This is a genomic window from Cupriavidus sp. WGlv3 (assembly GCF_023952475.1).
GTDB lineage: Bacteria > Pseudomonadota > Gammaproteobacteria > Burkholderiales > Burkholderiaceae > Cupriavidus > Cupriavidus phytorum.
Genome location: NZ_JALHRX010000009.1, coordinates 101,966 through 119,180, shown reverse-complemented (window position 1 = coordinate 119,180; position 17,215 = coordinate 101,966). Strand labels below are relative to the sequence as shown.

Sequence of the window (17,215 nt, the reverse complement as noted above, 5' to 3'; positions counted from 1 at the left end):
CGGACTGCCCGATGAAGATCCTGATTGCCCGACTCAACCACGAGACCAACACTTTTTCACCGGTGCCGACGCCGCTGGCTGCGTTCGCGCCGGCCTATGGCGACGCCGCCTATCGCGCCGCCAGGGGCACCCGCACCGCCGCCGCCGCCTTCATCGACCTGGCCGAGGCCGCCGGCGCCGAGATCGTGGTGCCGGTGATCGCCGGCGCCAACCCGAGCGGACGCGTCGCCGCCGACGCCTACACCTACCTGTGCGACACCATCATCGCGGCGGCCCACGGCTGCGATGCGGTAATGCTCGACCTGCATGGCGCGATGGTGGCCGAAAACAGCGACGACGGCGAAGGCGACCTGCTGCGGCGCCTGCGCGGCGTGCTGCCGCATGCGCCGTTCGCGGTTGCCCTTGACCTGCACGGCAACATCACGCAGACGCTGGTCGACCATGCCGACATCGCGGTCAGCTTCAAGACCTATCCCCACGTAGACATGTATGAAACCGGCGCACACGCTGGCCGGCTGCTGCTCGACATGATCGCGGGACGCGTGCGGCCGGTGATGGCGTGGCGGCGCCCGCCGCTGATCACGCACACCTTGCGCAGCCGCACCGACGAAGGCGCCATGCTGCGCGCCGTGGCGCTGGCGCGCGAGGCCGAGCGCGACGGCATACTGGCGGTGTCGGTGCTGGCCGGCTTCGGCCTGGCCGATATCGCCGCGCCATGCCTGAGCGTGATCGTCGTCGGCGACGGCGACCAGGCCAAGGCCGACGAGGTCGCCAGCCGGATCGCGGCGCAGGCGTGGTCCGAGCGCGATGCCTTTGCCTACCAGGCGGAGCCGCTCGCCAGCTCCATCGCGCGCGCCGCACAGCTTGCCGACAGCGCCGGCAGTGCTGACGCGAGGCCGGTACTGTTGCTCGACCATGGCGACAATTGCATGTCCGGCGGCACCTGCGACAACATGGCGGTGCTGCACGAAGCGCTGGCGCAAGGACTGACCGGCATCGCGGTCGGGCCCGTATGCGACCCGGAGGCAGTGGCGGCGCTGGTCGACGCCGGCGTCGGCGCCCGCATCACGCTGCCGGTCGGCGACAAGGTGGCGTTGCCCCAGCTGGAGGTCTATCCGCAAAGCATGCCGCTGACCGGCACGGTCGCGGCGATCAGCGACGGCGAGTACACCATCACCGGACCGACCTACACCGGGCAACGCGTCCGCATGGGACGCACCGCCTTGCTCGACATCGGCGCGGCGCAGGTGATCGTGACCGAGACCCCGCAAGAGCACTGGGACCTGGGGATCTTCACCCATATCGGCGTTGATCCGCATCGGGCCAGGTTCCTGCTGCTGAAGTCGCGCATGTACTGCCGGCCGGTGTTCGTGCCGATTGCCAAAGCGGTGGTGGAGTGCGACGGGGAGGGGGTTACCAGTTCGCGCTATGAGCGGTTTCCGTTCCGGCGGGTCAAAAGGCCGGTTTATCCGCTGGACGATACGGCAGCCTGGGTGGGATAGGAGGGCTTGGGGGGAAGCTTTTCGCGAGTTTGCGCGACAGCGCTCAACGCCCCTTGAAAATCGGGTGCCGCGCGCAAACCGACAGCACGATCCGTTCGGACTGCACCAGGTAGTCGTTAAGGGCCGCGGCGCACTCCGCCAGCTTGCCCGATTCGAACAACTGCAGGATGTGCTGGTTCATCTCGACATAAGGGCCATGCAGGAATTCCGGATCCTGCAGCAAGCCGAAAGCCAGGCGCAGTTCGGCCAGCAGGTGGGAGAACATCACGTTCAGCCGCTCGCTGTCGGCCAGTTCCACGATGGCCATGTGGAATTCCATATTGGCGGTGCCGGCCCCTTGCCAGTCGCCGTTGTCGCGGCAGCGCAGTCCCATTTCCACCGCTTCGCGCATGTGCTTCCTGGCCGGATGGCTGGGGTAGGCCTGGGCAATCGCCTGGCATTCGATCATGCGGCGCACGCGGTAGATATCGATGATGGCCGCGATGCTCGGAATCGCCACGGATACCCCGCGGTTGGGCTCGTGCTTGAGCAATCCTTCCTTGGTCAGCACGCGAAAGGTTTCCCGCAAGGTATTGCGCGAGATCTGCAGGCTTTCGCTTAGCGCCGCTTCCGACAAGCGCTGCCCCGGCGCGAAGTCGCCACGCACGATGCGCTGGCGCATCTGTTCCGTGACCCGCTCGGCCAAATTTCTTATGTCAGTACTGGTGGTCATGTTGGCTTGAATGGGGCCGGCTGGTACCGGGATGCCCTGGGCCAGGATGTTAGCGCACTTTGTTGAACAATATACACATGATTGGTGCCAACCTCGCCTTCCCCGCTGGCTTAGGTGTATACCACGATCGATCCAGTCAAAATATTGTTCAACAATGTGTTCAAGGTGGTTGAGTGATGCGTGCAGATATATCAACACGGCATGCATTTTGCTAAACAGCGCTGGGAAGCAGCGCCGCTGGTTAGTGTTACCGCTCGCTACCGGAACATCGTCGTGACGACGGCTCGATGAGCCTGGTACACGCTTTATCCCTACCAGTGAGCGCAAACCATGTGGCTTAAAGAAACAACCCGGGCAGAGCGCAAGACGCTCTTTGCCGCCTTCGTCGGCTATGGCGTCGATGCATTCGACTACATGATCTACACCTTCATGATTCCCACCTTCATCCTGGTGTGGGGCATGACCAAGGCCGAGGCTGGCTACATCGCGACGGGCGCGCTGATCAGCTCGGCCGTCGGCGGCTGGCTGGCCGGCATCCTGGCCGACAAATACGGCCGCGTGCGGATCCTGCAGCTGACCGTGCTCTGGTTCAGCTTCTTTACCTTCCTGAGCGGATTCACCCAGTCGCCGGAGCAGCTGTTCGTGACCCGCATGCTGCAAGGCCTCGGGTTCGGCGGCGAATGGTCGGTCGGTTCGGTACTGATCGCCGAGATGATCCGTGCGCGCCACCGCGGCAAGGCCGTGGGTCTGGTGCAAAGCAGCTGGGCCGTCGGCTGGGGCCTGTCGGCGATTGCCTTCTGGGCCATCTATGCGGCGTTCGACCAGCAATACGCATGGCGCGTACTGTTCTGGACCGGCGTGCTGCCGGCGATCTTTATCCTCTATATCCGCCGCAATATCAGCGAACCCGCGGTGTATCAGGAAACCAGGGCCAAGCTGGCACGCACCGGGCAAAGCAATAACTTCATGCTGATCTTCAAGCCGGGCGTGCTGCGCGTCACGGTGCTGGCCAGCCTGCTGGCGACCGGCATGCAAGGTGCCTACTACTCGGTAACGACGTGGCTGCCCACCTACCTGAAGATGGAGCGCAACCTGTCCGTGCTCAACACCAGCGGCTACCTGATGGTGCTGATCGCGGGCTCCTTCGCCGGTTACCTCACCAGCGCCTGGCTGTCCGACCATCTGGGGCGCCGGCGTTGCTTCATGCTGTTCGCGGTGAGCGCGGCCAGCCTCGTGATCTGCTATACGCAGCTGCCGATCACCGACGCGGCGATGCTGCTGCTGGGCTTCCCGCTGGGCTTCTTCCTGTCGGGCATCTTCTCGGGCATGGGGGCTTACCTGACGGAGCTCTATCCGAGCCATATCCGCGGTTCCGGCCAAGGTTTTTCCTACAACTTCGGCCGCGCGGTCGGCTCTGTGTTCCCGGCCATGATCGGACATATGAGCGCGACGATGTCGCTGGGCGTCGCCATCGGTTATCTCGCCGCCGGCTCCTATGGGCTGGTCGTTGTCGCCTGCCTGCTGTTGCCGGAAACGCAGGGGCGCGAACTGCTCGGCGAAGCCGAGCCTGGCACTGATGAACCGGCTGACGCGGCAACTTCGCGCACGGTAGCCTGACATCATGCAGGTCGACCTCAACGGCGACCTGGGCGAGAGCTTCAGCGCATGGAGCATGGGCAACGATGCCCCCATGCTGGATATTGGCAGCAGCGCCACCTGAAATCACTGGAGAAACACAACATGCAAGCTTCCGCACCGGAGCGCGCCACGGCCGCCGCGGACGCCATCCGTGCCGCCCGCGCAGCGCGCGCTAGCTATCGCGCCGGCACGGTGCAGCCCACCGCCGGCATTGCGCCGGGCATGACGCAAACCAACATGATCGCGTTGCCGCGCGACTGGGCCTGGGACTTTCTGCTGTACGCGCAGCGCAACCCGAAGGCTTGTCCCGTGCTCGACGTGACCGAGGCAGGCGCATACCAGACCGCGCTCGCGCAGGGGGCTGACCTGCGCACCGATATTCCGTTGTATCGCGTCTGGCGCGACGGCAAGCTGGCGGAGGAAGTGGCGGATGCCACGGCGCTGTGGTCCGCGCAGCCGGACCTGGTCACCTTCCTGATCGGCTGCAGCTTCACCTTTGAAACGCCGCTGCAAGAGGCCGGCATCGAGGTGCGGCATATCGCCGACGGCTGCAACGTGCCGATGTACCGCACCAACCGCCAGTGCCGGCCCGCTGGCCGCCTGCATGGCGAGATGGTGGTGTCCATGCGGCCCATCCCCGCGCATCGGGTTGCCGACGCGGTTTGCATCACCGCGCGCTTCCCGTCGGTACACGGCGCGCCGGTCCATGTCGGCGATCCGGCCGCACTGGGCATTGCCGATATCGCCAAGCCCGACTTCGGCGACGCGGTACGGATCGAGCCGGGCGAGATCCCGGTGTTCTGGGCCTGCGGCGTCACGCCCCAGGCGGCCGTGATGGCGTCCGGCGTGCCGTTTGCCGTGACCCATGCGCCGGGCCACATGTTAATCACCGACGTGCCTGACAGCGCGTATCACGTTTAAGACCGCCGGGTCACTGCGGAGCTCGTTTTGCGTTTCCTGCCCGTTACCTCTAATGCGCTGCTGGTGGAGCTGGCCGACCTGGACCAGACCCTGGCCTTGCTGGCCTCGCTGCAGCGCGATCCCCTTTGCGGCGTGGACGAGTTGGTGCCTGCCGCACGCACGATCCTCGTCCACTTCCGCCCGTCGGCCACCAGCGCCGCCGCGCTGGTGCGGTCCATCGCCGCGCGCGACCTGTCGCAGCGCGTCGAGCGCAGCAGCGTGCTGGTCGAGATCCCGGTGCGTTACGACGGCGAGGACCTGGCCGAGGTTGCGCACCTGTTGGGCATTACGCCCGACGAAGTGGTGCGCCGCCACGCCGGCAGCGAGTACACCGTTGCCTTTACCGGCTTTGCTCCCGGCTTTGCCTACCTGAGCGGCGGCCACCCCAGCCTCGACGTGCCGCGCCGAAGCACGCCACGCACGCGCATTCCGGCCGGCGCCGTGGGCCTGGCCGGTACCTTCAGCGGTGTGTATCCGCAGGCCAGCCCCGGCGGCTGGCAGATCATCGGCATTACCCCGGTGGCAATGTGGGACCTGGGCCGCGAACAGCCCGCGCTGCTGCAACCCGGCTATCGCGTGCGTTTTGTCGAGATCGCCACGCTCGATGGCGCGTTCGATACCGCCAGCGTTGGCGGGACGGTGCCCGATGTTTCCCCGGCGGCCGATCTCGGCAGCCACCCAAGCGCTGCGCGCGGCGCCGCCGCCCTGAAGGTGAAGGGGACGGGATTGCTGACCGTGTTCCAGGATCTGGGCCGCCACGGCCAGGCCGGGCAGGGCGTCTCGGCCTCGGGCGCGATGGACCAGGCGGCCCTCAAGACAGCCAACCGGCTGGTGGGCAACCGCAGCGACGGCGCCGCGCTCGAGACCGTGGGCGGCGGCCTGCAACTGCAGAGCCACGGCGAAACCGTGCTGGCGGTCACCGGCGCCGATGCACCGCTGACGGTGCGCACTACCGATGGCCGGCAATGGAGCGTCCCGAGCCACCAGGCCGTGGCGCTCGCCGCTGGCGACACACTGAGCATCGGCCAGCCCGTTGCCGGCGCCCGTTGCTATGTGGCGGCACGCGGCGGCTTTGCCGTTGCGCCGGTGCTGGGCAGCTGCGCCACCGACACACTGGCCAACGTCGGCCCCGCCCCGCTGAAAGTGGGCGACGTGCTGGGCCTGTTGCCCGCGCCGGCGGGCGCCGTGGTCGGCATGCCAACGCAGCCCGCCCCCGACCTTCCCAACATCGAACAGGAGGTGGTGCTCGACGTAGTGCTGGGTCCCCGCACCGACTGGTTCACGCGCGAGTCCGTGGCGCGCTTCGCCGCGCAGCGCTGGCAGGTCACGCCGCAGTCCAACCGCGTGGGTTTGCGCCTGGCCGGCGAAATGCCGCTGGAGCGCGCCATCCCCGGCGAATTGCCCAGCGAGGGCACCGCCCTCGGCGCGCTGCAGGTGCCGCCCAGCGGCCAGCCCGTGCTGTTCCTGGCCGACCACCCGCTGACCGGCGGCTATCCCGTGATCGGCGCGGTGGCACCCCACCACCTGGACCGCGCTGGCCAGATCCCGGTGGGCGCCTGGCTGCGCTTCAACCCGATCGGCGCCTTCGCAGAACTGAACTCGACTGAACTGCAGCCGTCTGCGCGCCTGAGCGCGCACACCAACCGAGATTTGCGATGAAGAAAGTCCTGATTGCCAACCGCGGCGAGATCGCCGTCCGCATCATCCGCGCCTGCGCCGACTATGGCGTGGGATCCGTCGCCGTCTATGCCAACGCCGATATCGACGCGCTGCATGCGCGCCTGGCCGACGAGGCTTACGGGCTGGACGGCGAGCGCCCGGCGGACACCTACCTGAACATCCCCAGGCTGCTCGATATCGCGCGCCGCAGCGGTGCCGATGCCGTGCATCCCGGCTACGGCTTCCTGTCGGAAAGCGAAGCCTTTGCCCGGGCGGTGATCGATGCCGGTCTGATCTGGATCGGCCCGTCGCCGGAGACGATCGCCCGGCTCGGCGACAAGGTGGAAGCGCGCAAGATCGCTTTGCAGGTCGGCGCCCCGCTGGTCGCCGGCACGCCCGACCCGGTCACGGACGCCAACGAGGTACTGGCCTTTGCCGACAAGCACGGCCTGCCGATCATCATCAAGGCCGCCTTCGGCGGCGGCGGCCGCGGCATGAAGATCGCCTGGCGCATGGATGAGGTGGAGGAGCTGTACGCCTCGGCCGTGCGCGAGGCGGTCACGGCCTTTGGCCGCGGCGAGTGTTTCGTTGAGCAGTTCCTCGACAAGCCGCGCCATATCGAAGCGCAGGTGCTGGCCGATATGCATGGCAATGTGGTGGTGCTGGGCACGCGCGACTGCTCGCTGCAGCGTCGCAACCAGAAGCTGGTGGAAGAAGCGCCGGCACCATTCCTGAGCGACGCGCAGCGCTCGCGCATCCACGCCGCCGCGCGCGACATCTGCGCCGCCGCCGGCTATACCAGCGCCGGCACCGTCGAATTCCTGCTCAGCACCGGCGGTGCGATCTCCTTCCTGGAGGTCAACACCCGGCTGCAGGTCGAACACCCCGTGACCGAGCAGACCACGGGCGTTGACCTGGTGATCGAGCAACTGCGCGTGGCTGACGGCCTGCCGCTGTCGATCACCGAAACGCCGGTACCGCTGGGCCATTCGATCGAGTTCCGCATCAACGCAGAAGACGTGGGCCGCGGCTTTCTTCCCACGCCAGGCCCGGTGCAGCGCTTCGACGCCCCGTCTGGGCCCGGCGTGCGCGTGGATTCGGGTGTGCAATCGGGCTCGGTGGTGCCTGGCACGTTCGATTCGCTGATGGCCAAGCTGATCGTGACCGGCGCGACGCGCGCACAGGCGCTGGCACGCGCGCGCCGCGCGCTGCGCGAGTTCCGCATCGAAGGCGTGGCGTCGGTGCTGCCGTTCCACCGTGCCGTGATCGACCACGCCGATTTCCTCGGCGCGGATGGCTTCAAGGTGCACACGCGCTGGATCGAGTCCGACTTCGCCGAGCCGCTGGCAGCGGCCGCACGCGCCGAGCCCCGGCACGATGGCAGCCTGCTGCGCACCGCCATCGAGATCGACGGCCGTCGCATGGTGCTCGGCCTGCCGGCGCAACTGCTGCGCGGCCTGGCCGAGGCGCCGGCGCAGGACAGTGCCACGACACCGGCGCAGGCGGCAGCCACCAACGCCGCCGATCTGCCGTCCCCGATCGCCGGCACCGTGCAGGCCTGGAAGGTGGCAGTCGGCGATGAGGTCAACGAAGGCGACCTGATCGCCGTGATGGAGGCGATGAAGATGGAGATGCAGGTCCACGCGCATCGCGCCGGCCGCGTAACGTGGCAGGCGGCCGCGGGCACCTTCCTGGCGGCGGGGACGCGGCTGGCAAATATCGAGTGACTTCAGTCCATCACAAGACCGGTGATCCCTCTCACCCCCGCAAAGCCACCTCCCGCAACCACTCCGCAAAGCCCCGGATCAACCGCTGCTTGGGATTATCCCCACGCCAGACGATGTAGCAGTTATGGCTGGCCGGAAAACTGTCCGCCAGCGGCCGCACCAGCCGGCCCGCGGCGATGGCCTCGCGCGCCAGCAAGCCCCGCGTAAGGGCCAACCCCATCCCGCTGGCCGCGGCTTCGATCAGCAGCGCGCGGCAGTCGAACACGATGCCGTCCTCGGGCTCGTCCAGTACCACGCCCGCGGCGGCGCCCCACTGCGACCAGCGGAAACGCGCGTGCCGCAGCCGCGGCAGGTGCGCCGCATCGGCCGCGGTCATGCCGGCATGCCGCTGGGCGAAGCCGGGGCTGCAAACCACGATGATGTCGTCGTCCAGCAGCTTCAGGCACTGGTAGCCAGTGAAGGGCGCGGGGCCGTAGCGCAGGCTGACGTCGAGGTCGGATCGGGCAAAGTCGGGGTCCCCGGTGCTGGCGGCGATGGACAGGTCCAGGCCGGGAAGCGCCTCGCGCAACTGCGGCAGCCTGGGCACCAGCCAGGCGCCGGCCAGTTCGGGGCTGACATTGACATGCAGCGACTGGCGCTCGCGCGCGCGGCGCTCGGCCGCGCCGGCCAGTGACAGCTCCACCGCGCGCAGGGCGCGATCGAGGTCGTCGGCGAGTTCACGGCCGGTGGCGGTCAGCTCCAGCTGCCGGCCGGCGCGCAGGAACAGGGTGCAGCCCAGCTGTGACTCCAGCGCACGGATATGCCGGCTGATGGCGCCATGCGTCACGCACAGCGCATCGGCCGCGCGCGTCATGCTGCCGGTGCGCGCGGTGGCGGCAAAGGCCTGCAGCACTTGCATCGAGGGGAGCCTGCGGATCATGGCTGTGATCTTGCCTCACAGGTGCTGGCAAAACAAGTCGATTGTCCCGCCATGCCGCCCGGCCGATACTGGCTCGCAGCCGAACCGGCCGCCCCGAAGCCGGTGCGCAACGAGGAGACCCCCATGAAACTGCAGTTGAAGATCAACGGCAAGCGCCACGCCGTCGAGGCCGAACGCGACATGCCCCTGCTGTGGGTGCTGCGCGATTACCTGGGCTATACCGGCACCAAGTTTGGCTGCGGTGCCGGCCTGTGCGGCGCCTGCACCGTGCATGTCGACGGCAAGGCGGTGCGCGCCTGCATCACGCCTGTCGGCAGCGTGGCGCGGGCCGACATCACTACCATCGAAGGATTGTCGGCCGACAATTCGCACCCGGTCCAGCGCGCGTGGATTGCCGAACAAGTGCCGCAGTGCGGCTATTGCCAGTCGGGCATGATCATGGCCGCCTGCGCGTGGCTGAAGGACAACCCGTCGCCACGGCCCGAGGAGATCCGCGCCGGCATCACCAACCTGTGCCGCTGCGGCACCTATCCGCGCATCGAACGCGCCATCCTGCGCGCCGCCACCGCGCAGAACGCGGGCGACCCCAAGGGGAGGGCGTCATCGTGAGCCATCTCCACTCAAGCCGCCGCCGTTTCCTGCAAGCCGCCGGCGCCATGCCCGCGGCGCTGGTGCTGGGTTTTCACCTGCCGCTGGCGAAGGCCGCCGAGGCCCGCGCGCCCGCGCGCGACCCGGACGACGTCAACGCCTGGCTGCGCATCGATGCCGACGGCGGCGTGACCATCATGGTGCCGTCGGCCGAGCTGGGGCAGGGCGTGATGACCTCCGCCCCCATGCTGATCGCCGAAGAGCTCGAGTGCGACTGGCGCCAGGTGCGCGCCGAGCTGGCACCGACCGACCCGGTCTACAACAACCGCATGTTCAAGGTGCAGGCCACCGCCAGCAGCACCTCGGCGCGCTGGTCGTTCGAGCCGCTGCGCCGCATCGGCGCCACCGCGCGCGAAATGCTGCGCGAGGCCGCCGCGCAAAGCTGGGGCGTGCCGGTGGCGCAGTGCCGCGCGGTGCAGGGCGTGGTGCGGCACCAGCCCAGCGGGCGCACGCTCGGCTACGGTGCGCTCGCCGCGCGCGCGGCCACGCTGCCGCGCCCGGCCAGCGTGGTGCTGAAGGACCCACGCGACTGGAAGCTGCTGGGCCGCCCGACGGACCGGCTCGACATTCCGCTGAAGACGCGCGGCGCCGCGGTGTTCGGGGTCGACGTCAAGGTGCCGCGCATGCTGGTCGGTTCGGTGATGGGGTGCCCGGCCTTCGGCGGCACGCTGCGCCGGGTCGATGCCCGGCCAGCGCTGGCAGTGCGCGGCGTGCGGCGCGTGGTGCCGCTGGACGACGCGGTGGTGGTGCTGGCCGACAGCTACTGGACCGCGCGCAAGGGCCTGGCCGCGCTGCAACCGGACTGGCAGCTGCCGCAAGGCAAGCCGGCCAGCGACGCGGCGCTGATGGCCGGCTATCGCGATGCCGCGCGCGGCGCCTCGGCGGTAGCGCTGCGCCAAGGCGATCCTGACACGCAGGTGCAGGGCGCACAGGCCTACACCGCCGAATACGAGGTGCCATACCTGGCCCACGCCACCATGGAGCCGATGAACGCCACCGCCGACGTGCGCGCCGACCGCGCCGAGATCTGGGGCCCGACCCAGGTCTGCGGCGAGATCGCGCAGCGGCTGTCGGGCGTGCTGGGGCTGCCAGCCGACCGCATCGCCGTGCATGGAACCTTCGTCGGCGGCGGCTTCGGCCGGCGCGAGGAGTTCGATGTCTTGGTCCAGGCCGCGCTGGCATCGAAGGCGGCGGGGCAGCCGGTCAAGCTGATCTGGTCGCGCGAGGAAGACATCCAGCACGACTTCTACCGCCCCGCGGCGGCAGCGCGCTTCAGCGCGGTGCTGGCACCGGACGCGGCCGGCATCCGCGCGCTGGATGCGCGCCTGGCCTGCTCGTCGATCAATGTCCGCAACTTCCCGGACCGGGTCAAGGGCGGGGTCGACCCGAAATCGGTCGAAGGGGTGGTGGACCTGCCTTACGCGCTGGCCCACGTCGCCGTGCGCCATGCGATGGTCAATACCGCCGTGCCGGTGGGCTTCTGGCGCGGCGTGGGCTATACGCAGAACACCTTCTTCGCCGAAAGCTTTATCGACGAGCTGGCCCATCACGCCAAAGCCGATCCGCTGCAGTTCCGACTGAACCTGCTGGCCGACCGACCGCGGCCGGCGCGCTTGCTGCAGCGCCTGGCGCAGCACGTCGGCTGGGGCAGCGCGCCGGCAGGGCGCTTCCACGGCGTGGCGCTGTCGCAGGCGTGGGGCTCGCTGTGCGCGACGGTGGTGGAGTTGTCGGTGCAGGGCCAGCGCATCACGCTGCATCGTATCGTCAACGCCATCGACTGCGGCACCGTGATCAACCCGGCGACGGTCGAGCGCCAGCTCGAGGGCGCCAGCATCTGGGGCCTGAGCGCGGCCATGACGGGCGCCATCACCATTGCCGACGGCCGCGTGCAGCAATCCAATTTCCACGACTATCCGCTGTTGCGGCTGGCGCAGACGCCGCGCTTCGAGGCGGTGCTGGCGCCCAGTGGCGAGCGCATCGGTGGCGTGGGCGAGTCGGCGGTGCCGACGCTGGCGCCGGCGCTGGCCAATGCGCTGTTTGCCGCGACCGGCCAGCGCCTGCGCTCGCTGCCGCTGGTGCGGCACGGGTTCGAGCTGGCGTAGCGGGGCGCGGTACGTCCGCAAGTGATGCCGCTGCCACGATCGCTGGGACCATCATGACGTGGCGGGCGCGGCGCTGTGTGTCATACCACGCACGGCGCCCTACGCCCCGGGCGCGGTTCTTCCCTACACTGGAGCATGGCGCCTTGTCGCCGCCCAGGGGAAGATACCTATGCCGCCCGAGCCTGTCCAAGCCAAGCCCGTGGCGCTGGCCTTGCAAGGCGGCGGCATGCATGGCGCGTTTACCTGGGGCGTGCTGGACCGCCTGCTGGAAGATGGCCGGCTGGTGGTCGAGGGCGTCAGCGCCACCAGCGCCGGCGCGATGAACGGCACGGTGCTGGCCTATGGCCTGATGCAGGGCGGCAGCGAAGGCGCGCGCCAGGCCCTGCATGACTTCTGGCAGGCCATCGCGCACTCTGCGCAGCGCTTCAACCCGTTGCGCTGGCTGCCGTGGTTCAAGGGCAGCCATACGCTGGGGCTGAACCATTCGCCGCTGTACGCCATGGCCGAGATCACGCTGCGGCTGCTGTCGCCGTACCAGTTCAACCCGGGCAATGCCAATCCGCTGCGCGACGTGCTGCTCGGCCAGGTGGATTTCGCGGCGCTGCGCGCGCATTGCCCGATCCGGCTGTACCTGTGCGCGACCAATATCGAGACCAGCCGCATCCGCATCTTTGCGCAGGAAGAGCTGAGCGTCGACGCGGTGCTGGCCTCGGCCTGCGTGCCCACGCTGTTCCAGGCGGTCAGCATCGACGGCCAGCATTACTGGGACGGCGGCTATGTCGGCAACCCGGCGATCTTCCCGCTGATCTATCACTGCGAGACCCACGATGTCGTGATCGTCCACATCAACCCGATCGTGCGCCGCGGCGTGCCGACCACGGCGGCGGAGATCCTGAACCGGGTCAACGAGGTCAGCTTCAATTCGTCATTGATGCGCGAGATGCGAGCGATCGGCTTCGTTACCACGCTGATCCAGCAGGGCAAGATCGACCGCAACGAGATGAAGGAGATGTGGATCCATTCGATCCGCTCGGACGAGACCATGGCCACGCTCGGGGTCTCGACCAAGTACAACGCCGACTGGGACTTCCTGTGCAGGCTGCGCGACCAGGGCCGCCAGGCCGCCACGCTCTGGCTGGAGCGCAACTATGACTGCGTAGGCCAGCGCTCCAGCGTCGATATCACCGGGGAATTCCTGTAGGCGCCGGCCGGGCCAGCCGCCAGGCCAGATTGGCACGGGCCTGCGCCTCGTAGCGGGACCGGAACAGGTCGGTGGCATAGATGCGGGGACTGGCCAGCAGGCGCTGCAGGAAGGCCCGTTCGGCGGCGTCATAGGCGCCATCGTCCAGGTCGGTGCGCTCGGCGCGCAGGCGCGCGCCGTTGTCTTCGAAGCGCGCGCGGCTGTATCCCAGCGCGGCCAGGTCGATGTCGGCGGTGAAGCGCCCGGCCAGGCTGGCGGGCACGTCGGCGTGCGTGGTCTCCAGGATCAGTGCGGCCACGCGTGCGGCGGTGCCGACCGTGCCGGCCGACCAGTGCTGCAGCCACGCCGCACTGCGCGCTTCGTTGTCGGCGGCGCCGGGCACGTAGATGACGTCATGGCACCACAGCGCCAGTTCGACGTCGGCGGCATCCGGTATCGCGCTGCGCGCCCAGTCGAGGTCGCGCAGGCAGCGCCGCACATGGTCCAGGGTGTGGTAATGCCGGGTCGGCTCGCCGTAGCAGCGCGCCAGGTCGGCATAAGCGTCGGCCGCGCGGGTGCCGCCCGCCAGGGTCCAGAGCGCGACAAAGCGCTCTTGCAGCGGGTTGGCGGCGGCGGTGCTCATGCGCGCGCCGGGCCCGGGTCGCGGGCCGCGTCGTTGTTGGCAAGCTCGGCCAGCTCGGCAAGCAAGGCCTGCGCCTCCTGCCAGTCGGCGCCATCGGTGCCCTCGCTGAAGCTGCCGTGGATGCGCGCCAGCGCTTCGCGCGCGGCGTCGCCCTTGCCCTGGCGCTGCCACAACCGGGCCAGGCTGAGCGCGGCCTGCAGTTCCAGCGGCCTGGCGCCCTGGCCGTGGGCGACCGCGAGCGCGCGCTGGAAGCAGGCCTCGGCTTCATGGCTGGCGGCCGCGCCGGCATCGGGCGCGGCCAGCTGCAGCAGCAGGTCGCCGCGCAGCCGATAGACGGCGGCTTCATCGAGCCGTTCGCCGGTCTCTTCGATCATGGCCTGCGCGCGCGTCAGCACGTCAAGCGCGGCGGCGGGCTGGCCGGCCTTGCCGCAGGCCTCGGCCAGCATCGCCAGCAGGTTCGGCATGCCGAGTTCGCCGCCGGTTTTCTCGTAAGCGGCCAGGCCCCGTCGCATCAGCGCAATGCCTTCCTCGTGGCTGCCCTGCTCGGACAGCGCCCAGCCCTGCAGCACGGTGCCCCAGGCCAGGTAGATCGGGAAGCCCTGTTCGCAGGAAATGGCAATGGCGGCTTCCGCAAACTCCCTGGCCTGCGCGGGATTCCGGCGCCAGCGGTACTGTTCCGCCGCAAACACCAGGCACAGCGCGAGGTTGTAGGCATCCGGGCGCGCACGGGCCAGCGTCAGCGCCTCGCGGCTGCGCGCCAGGGCCTGGTCGGCAAAGCCCTGGTACCACAGGATCCAGGCCAGCGTACTGGTGGCATGGACCATCGGGTCGCGGCCGTAGCCGGTCAGGAAGTCGTAGGCGGAATGTTCGGGATGCGGCACCGCCAGCACGGCCTCCATATGCGCGCGCGCCTCTTCCAGCAGGCCCAGGCGGAACAGCGTGGCGCCCAGCGCGCGATGGCCCTCGGCCAGCTGCTTGGGCTTCTGCGACTCGGTGGCCAGGGCAAGCAGGCGCCGGGCCAGCGGCAGCGACACCTGGTATTGCGCGCGCAGCTGGTAGAACGCCCACATGCCCAGCTGCGCCGAGAACATATAAGGTGTCTGCCGGCCCTGCTCGCACAGCGACATCGCGCGGCGGTAATTGGCCTCCACTTCGGTAGAGGCCTGGCCCCGCGCGGCGATCAGCGCGGGCCCCAGGGTCAGCAACAGCGTCAGCTCCAGGCGTTCGCGCTCGCCGCTGTCGGGCTGGCGCTTGAGCAGGGCAATGGCCTCGCTCAGGTGCCGGATTGCTTCTTCCTGCGCGGAGCGCTGCAGCGCCTGCTGGCCGGCGCAGTGCAGGTACTCGACCGCCTTCGGCACGTTGCCGCTGTGGCTGTAGTGGTGGGCCAGTTCGCTGCAGTAGTCCTTGAGCCGGCCGTGGAACATCGCCTCGATCGCCTGCGCCGAGCTTTCATGCAAGGCGCTGCGGCGCTCGGTCAGCAACGAGCTGCCGGCCACCTCCTGGGTCAGCGCGTGCTTGAAGGCGTACTCCACCTCGGGGAAGGCGGGGCGTTCGTAGATAAAGTCGGCGCTCTGCAGGTCGCGCAGCAGCGGATGCAGGCGCTCTTCGGGCAGGCCGGTGACGCGCAGCACCAGGCCCAGCGGAAACTCCTTGCCGATCACGGCGAGGGTCTGCAGCAGCTCCTTCTGCGGCAGCGGCAGCCGGTCGATGCGGGCGGCCAGCACGCCCTGCACGGTGGTCGGGATGTGCAGCAGCGCCGGCGCCTTCTCGATGCGGTAGCTGCCCGGCTGGCCCAGCAGCGCGCCTTCCTCGGCCAGGGTCTGGACCACTTCCTCCATGAAGAAGGGATTGCCTTCGGTCTTGTCGAGGATCAGCCGCTTCAGCGGCGCCAGGCTGGGGTCGTCGCCGAGCAGCGCGGTCAGCAGCTCCTGCGCCTCGGCCTGTCCCAGCGGCTGCAGGCGCAGCTGCGAGTAATGCGCGCCCGCGTCCCAGCGGTGGCTGTACTCGGGCCGGTAGTTCACCAGCAGCACGATGCGCGCGCCGGGCACGTGGTCGACCAGCATGTTGAGGAAGGCCTCGGTCTCGCCGTCCAGCCATTGCAGGTCCTCGAAGATGACTTCCAGCGGCTGGTTCTGGCTTTCGCGGACCAGCAGCCGTGCAATCGCGTCGAAGGTGCGCTGGCGCCGCAGGGCCGGGTCCATGGTCGGCAGCGCCGAGTCGGGCTCGACCACGCCGAGCAGGTAGAGCAGGTAGGGCAGGTGCTCTTCCAGCGAGCGGTCCAGCGTCAGCAGCCTGCCGGTCAGCTTCTCGCGACAGCTGCGGTCGCCGTCGTGCGCCGTGAGCTGGAAATAGTTCCTCAGCATCTCGATCAGCGGCAGGTAGGCAAAGGCCTTGCCATGCGAGACCGAGAACGTCTCCAGCGCCAGACAGCCTTGCTGCGACCTGACCTTGAATTCATGGAACAGCCGCGACTTGCCGACGCCGGCCTCGCCGACCACCGCGACGATGCGCCCGTGGCCGGCCTTGGCCAGCTCCAGCGCCGCGTTCAGGTGCGCAAGCTCGTCCTGGCGCCCGACAAAGCGCGCCAGGCCGCGGTGCGCGGCCACCTGCAGCCGCGTGCGCAAGGCCCCCGGCCCGATCACCTCGTACACCGCCAGCGGTTCGCGCACGCCCTTGACGCTGGTGGTGCCCAGTGCCGTGAATTCGAAATAGCCTTCGGTCAGCTTGTGGGTCGACTCGCTCACCAGGATCGACGCCGGCGTGGCGATGCCCTCCATGCGCGAGGCAATATGGATGGTGTGCCCGACCGGATCGTAGTCGGTGTGCAGGTCGTCCTTGCGGATCGAGCGCACCACCACCTCGCCGGTATGGATGCCGATGCGGACCTGCAGCGGAATGCCCTGCTCCAGGCGCACGCGGTCGCTGTGCCGGTGCATCGCGTCCTGCATGCGCAGCGCCGCGTACAGCGCGCGCAGGGCGTGGTCCTCGTGGGCGATGGGCGCGCCGAACAGCGCCAGGATGCCGTCGCCGAGGAACTTGGCGACGTAGCCCTCGTAGTGGTGGACCGCTTCCATCATCAGCGTTACCACCGGATCGATCAGCCGGCGTGCGTCTTCCGGGTCGAGGTCCTGCGTCAGCGCGGTGGAGCCGGCCATGTCGGCAAACAGCGCGGTGATGGTCTTGCGCTCGCCGGCGGTTTCGCCGCGGGCTTCCATTGCCGCCTGCTCGGCCAGGATGCGCCCGGCCAGGTGCGGCGGGGTGTAGTGGACCGGCGCCGGACTGTCCGGGCGCGCCGCGGCCGGCGCAGGCGCTGTGGTGGCGGGGGCGGCGTCGGGCAGGCCGACGCCGCAGACGCGGCAGAACCGCGCCGCCGCGGTGGCCTCGGCGCCGCATTGCGGGCACACGCGGGCAAGCCGCGCCCCGCACGCCTCACAGAAGTTGGCGCCAGCAAGATTGCCGAAGCCGCATTGGCTGCAGCGCATTTCGCCTCCCGGCCGTCATTGCCAGCTTGACGGTACCTAAGGC

Annotated in this window: 13 protein-coding genes; 9 read left to right on the top strand and 4 right to left on the bottom strand. The window is 69.0% G+C overall.

The features are described from left to right. Positions 1-11: 11 nt before the first annotated feature. Positions 12-1,502: a M81 family metallopeptidase gene (locus MKD38_RS16580; protein WP_252678350.1), complete on the top strand. Its 1,491-nt coding sequence runs from the start codon at positions 12-14 to the stop codon at positions 1,500-1,502. Between the two features lie 43 nt (positions 1,503-1,545). On the opposite strand, the gene MKD38_RS16575 is transcribed toward MKD38_RS16580, so the two are convergent. Continuing rightward, positions 1,546-2,214 carry a GntR family transcriptional regulator gene (locus tag MKD38_RS16575; RefSeq protein WP_252678348.1) on the bottom strand — a complete coding sequence of 223 codons (669 nt, stop codon included), beginning with the start codon at positions 2,212-2,214 and terminating at the stop codon, positions 1,546-1,548. Positions 2,215-2,544: 330 nt separating this feature from the next. Between MKD38_RS16575 and MKD38_RS16570 the strand changes: the two genes are divergently transcribed. From MKD38_RS16570 to MKD38_RS16550, 5 genes are read left to right on the top strand one after another with little or no spacing between them, the layout of a single operon-like run. Further along, positions 2,545-3,831: an MFS transporter gene (locus MKD38_RS16570; RefSeq protein WP_252678346.1), complete on the top strand. Its 1,287-nt coding sequence runs from the start codon at positions 2,545-2,547 to the stop codon at positions 3,829-3,831. Between the two features lie 4 nt (positions 3,832-3,835). After that, the gene (locus tag MKD38_RS16565; RefSeq protein WP_501985976.1) at positions 3,836-3,934 is read left to right on the top strand and encodes a LamB/YcsF family protein; all 99 of its coding nucleotides are present in this window, start codon (positions 3,836-3,838) and stop codon (positions 3,932-3,934) included. A 20-nt stretch (positions 3,935-3,954) separates the two neighbouring features. Further along, positions 3,955-4,773, top strand: a complete 819-nt coding sequence (locus MKD38_RS16560; protein ID WP_252678344.1) for a putative hydro-lyase — start codon at positions 3,955-3,957, stop codon at positions 4,771-4,773. A 27-nt stretch (positions 4,774-4,800) separates the two neighbouring features. Beyond that, positions 4,801-6,471, top strand: coding sequence for a 5-oxoprolinase subunit B/C family protein (locus MKD38_RS16555; RefSeq protein WP_252678342.1), 1,671 nt, complete (start codon positions 4,801-4,803; stop codon positions 6,469-6,471). Continuing rightward, a complete protein-coding gene (locus tag MKD38_RS16550) occupies positions 6,468-8,198 on the top strand; it encodes an acetyl/propionyl/methylcrotonyl-CoA carboxylase subunit alpha (RefSeq protein ID WP_252678339.1) in 1,731 nt (576 codons plus the stop codon). The genes MKD38_RS16555 and MKD38_RS16550 overlap by 4 nt, the downstream gene beginning before the upstream one ends. Before the next feature lie 31 nt (positions 8,199-8,229). On the opposite strand, the gene MKD38_RS16545 is transcribed toward MKD38_RS16550, so the two are convergent. Next, complete coding sequence (locus MKD38_RS16545; RefSeq protein ID WP_252678337.1) at positions 8,230-9,117, bottom strand: LysR substrate-binding domain-containing protein; 888 nt, start codon at positions 9,115-9,117, stop codon at positions 8,230-8,232. 123 nt (positions 9,118-9,240) lie between these two features. Between MKD38_RS16545 and MKD38_RS16540 the strand changes: the two genes are divergently transcribed. The 3 genes from MKD38_RS16540 (at position 9,241) to MKD38_RS16530 (ending at position 13,068) form a co-directional block, all read left to right on the top strand. Next, complete coding sequence (locus MKD38_RS16540; RefSeq protein WP_252678336.1) at positions 9,241-9,726, top strand: (2Fe-2S)-binding protein; 486 nt, start codon at positions 9,241-9,243, stop codon at positions 9,724-9,726. Beyond that, positions 9,723-11,867, top strand: a complete 2,145-nt coding sequence (locus tag MKD38_RS16535) for a xanthine dehydrogenase family protein molybdopterin-binding subunit (protein WP_252678335.1) — start codon at positions 9,723-9,725, stop codon at positions 11,865-11,867. Before MKD38_RS16540 ends, MKD38_RS16535 begins: the two co-directional genes overlap by 4 nt. A gap of 169 nt (positions 11,868-12,036) precedes the next feature. After that, positions 12,037-13,068, top strand: a complete 1,032-nt coding sequence (locus tag MKD38_RS16530; protein WP_252678334.1) for a patatin-like phospholipase family protein — start codon at positions 12,037-12,039, stop codon at positions 13,066-13,068. On the opposite strand, the gene MKD38_RS16525 is transcribed toward MKD38_RS16530, so the two are convergent. Together MKD38_RS16525 and MKD38_RS16520 are read right to left on the bottom strand one after the other, a co-directional pair. Continuing rightward, entirely contained in the window at positions 13,049-13,690 is a 642-nt protein-coding gene (locus MKD38_RS16525) for an HD domain-containing protein (protein WP_252678333.1), read from the bottom strand. The genes MKD38_RS16530 and MKD38_RS16525 overlap by 20 nt on opposite strands. Continuing rightward, on the bottom strand, positions 13,687-17,172 hold the full coding sequence (locus MKD38_RS16520; RefSeq protein ID WP_252678332.1) for an adenylate/guanylate cyclase domain-containing protein: 3,486 nt from the start codon (positions 17,170-17,172) through the stop codon (positions 13,687-13,689). Before MKD38_RS16520 ends, MKD38_RS16525 begins: the two co-directional genes overlap by 4 nt. Positions 17,173-17,215 lie beyond the last annotated feature (43 nt).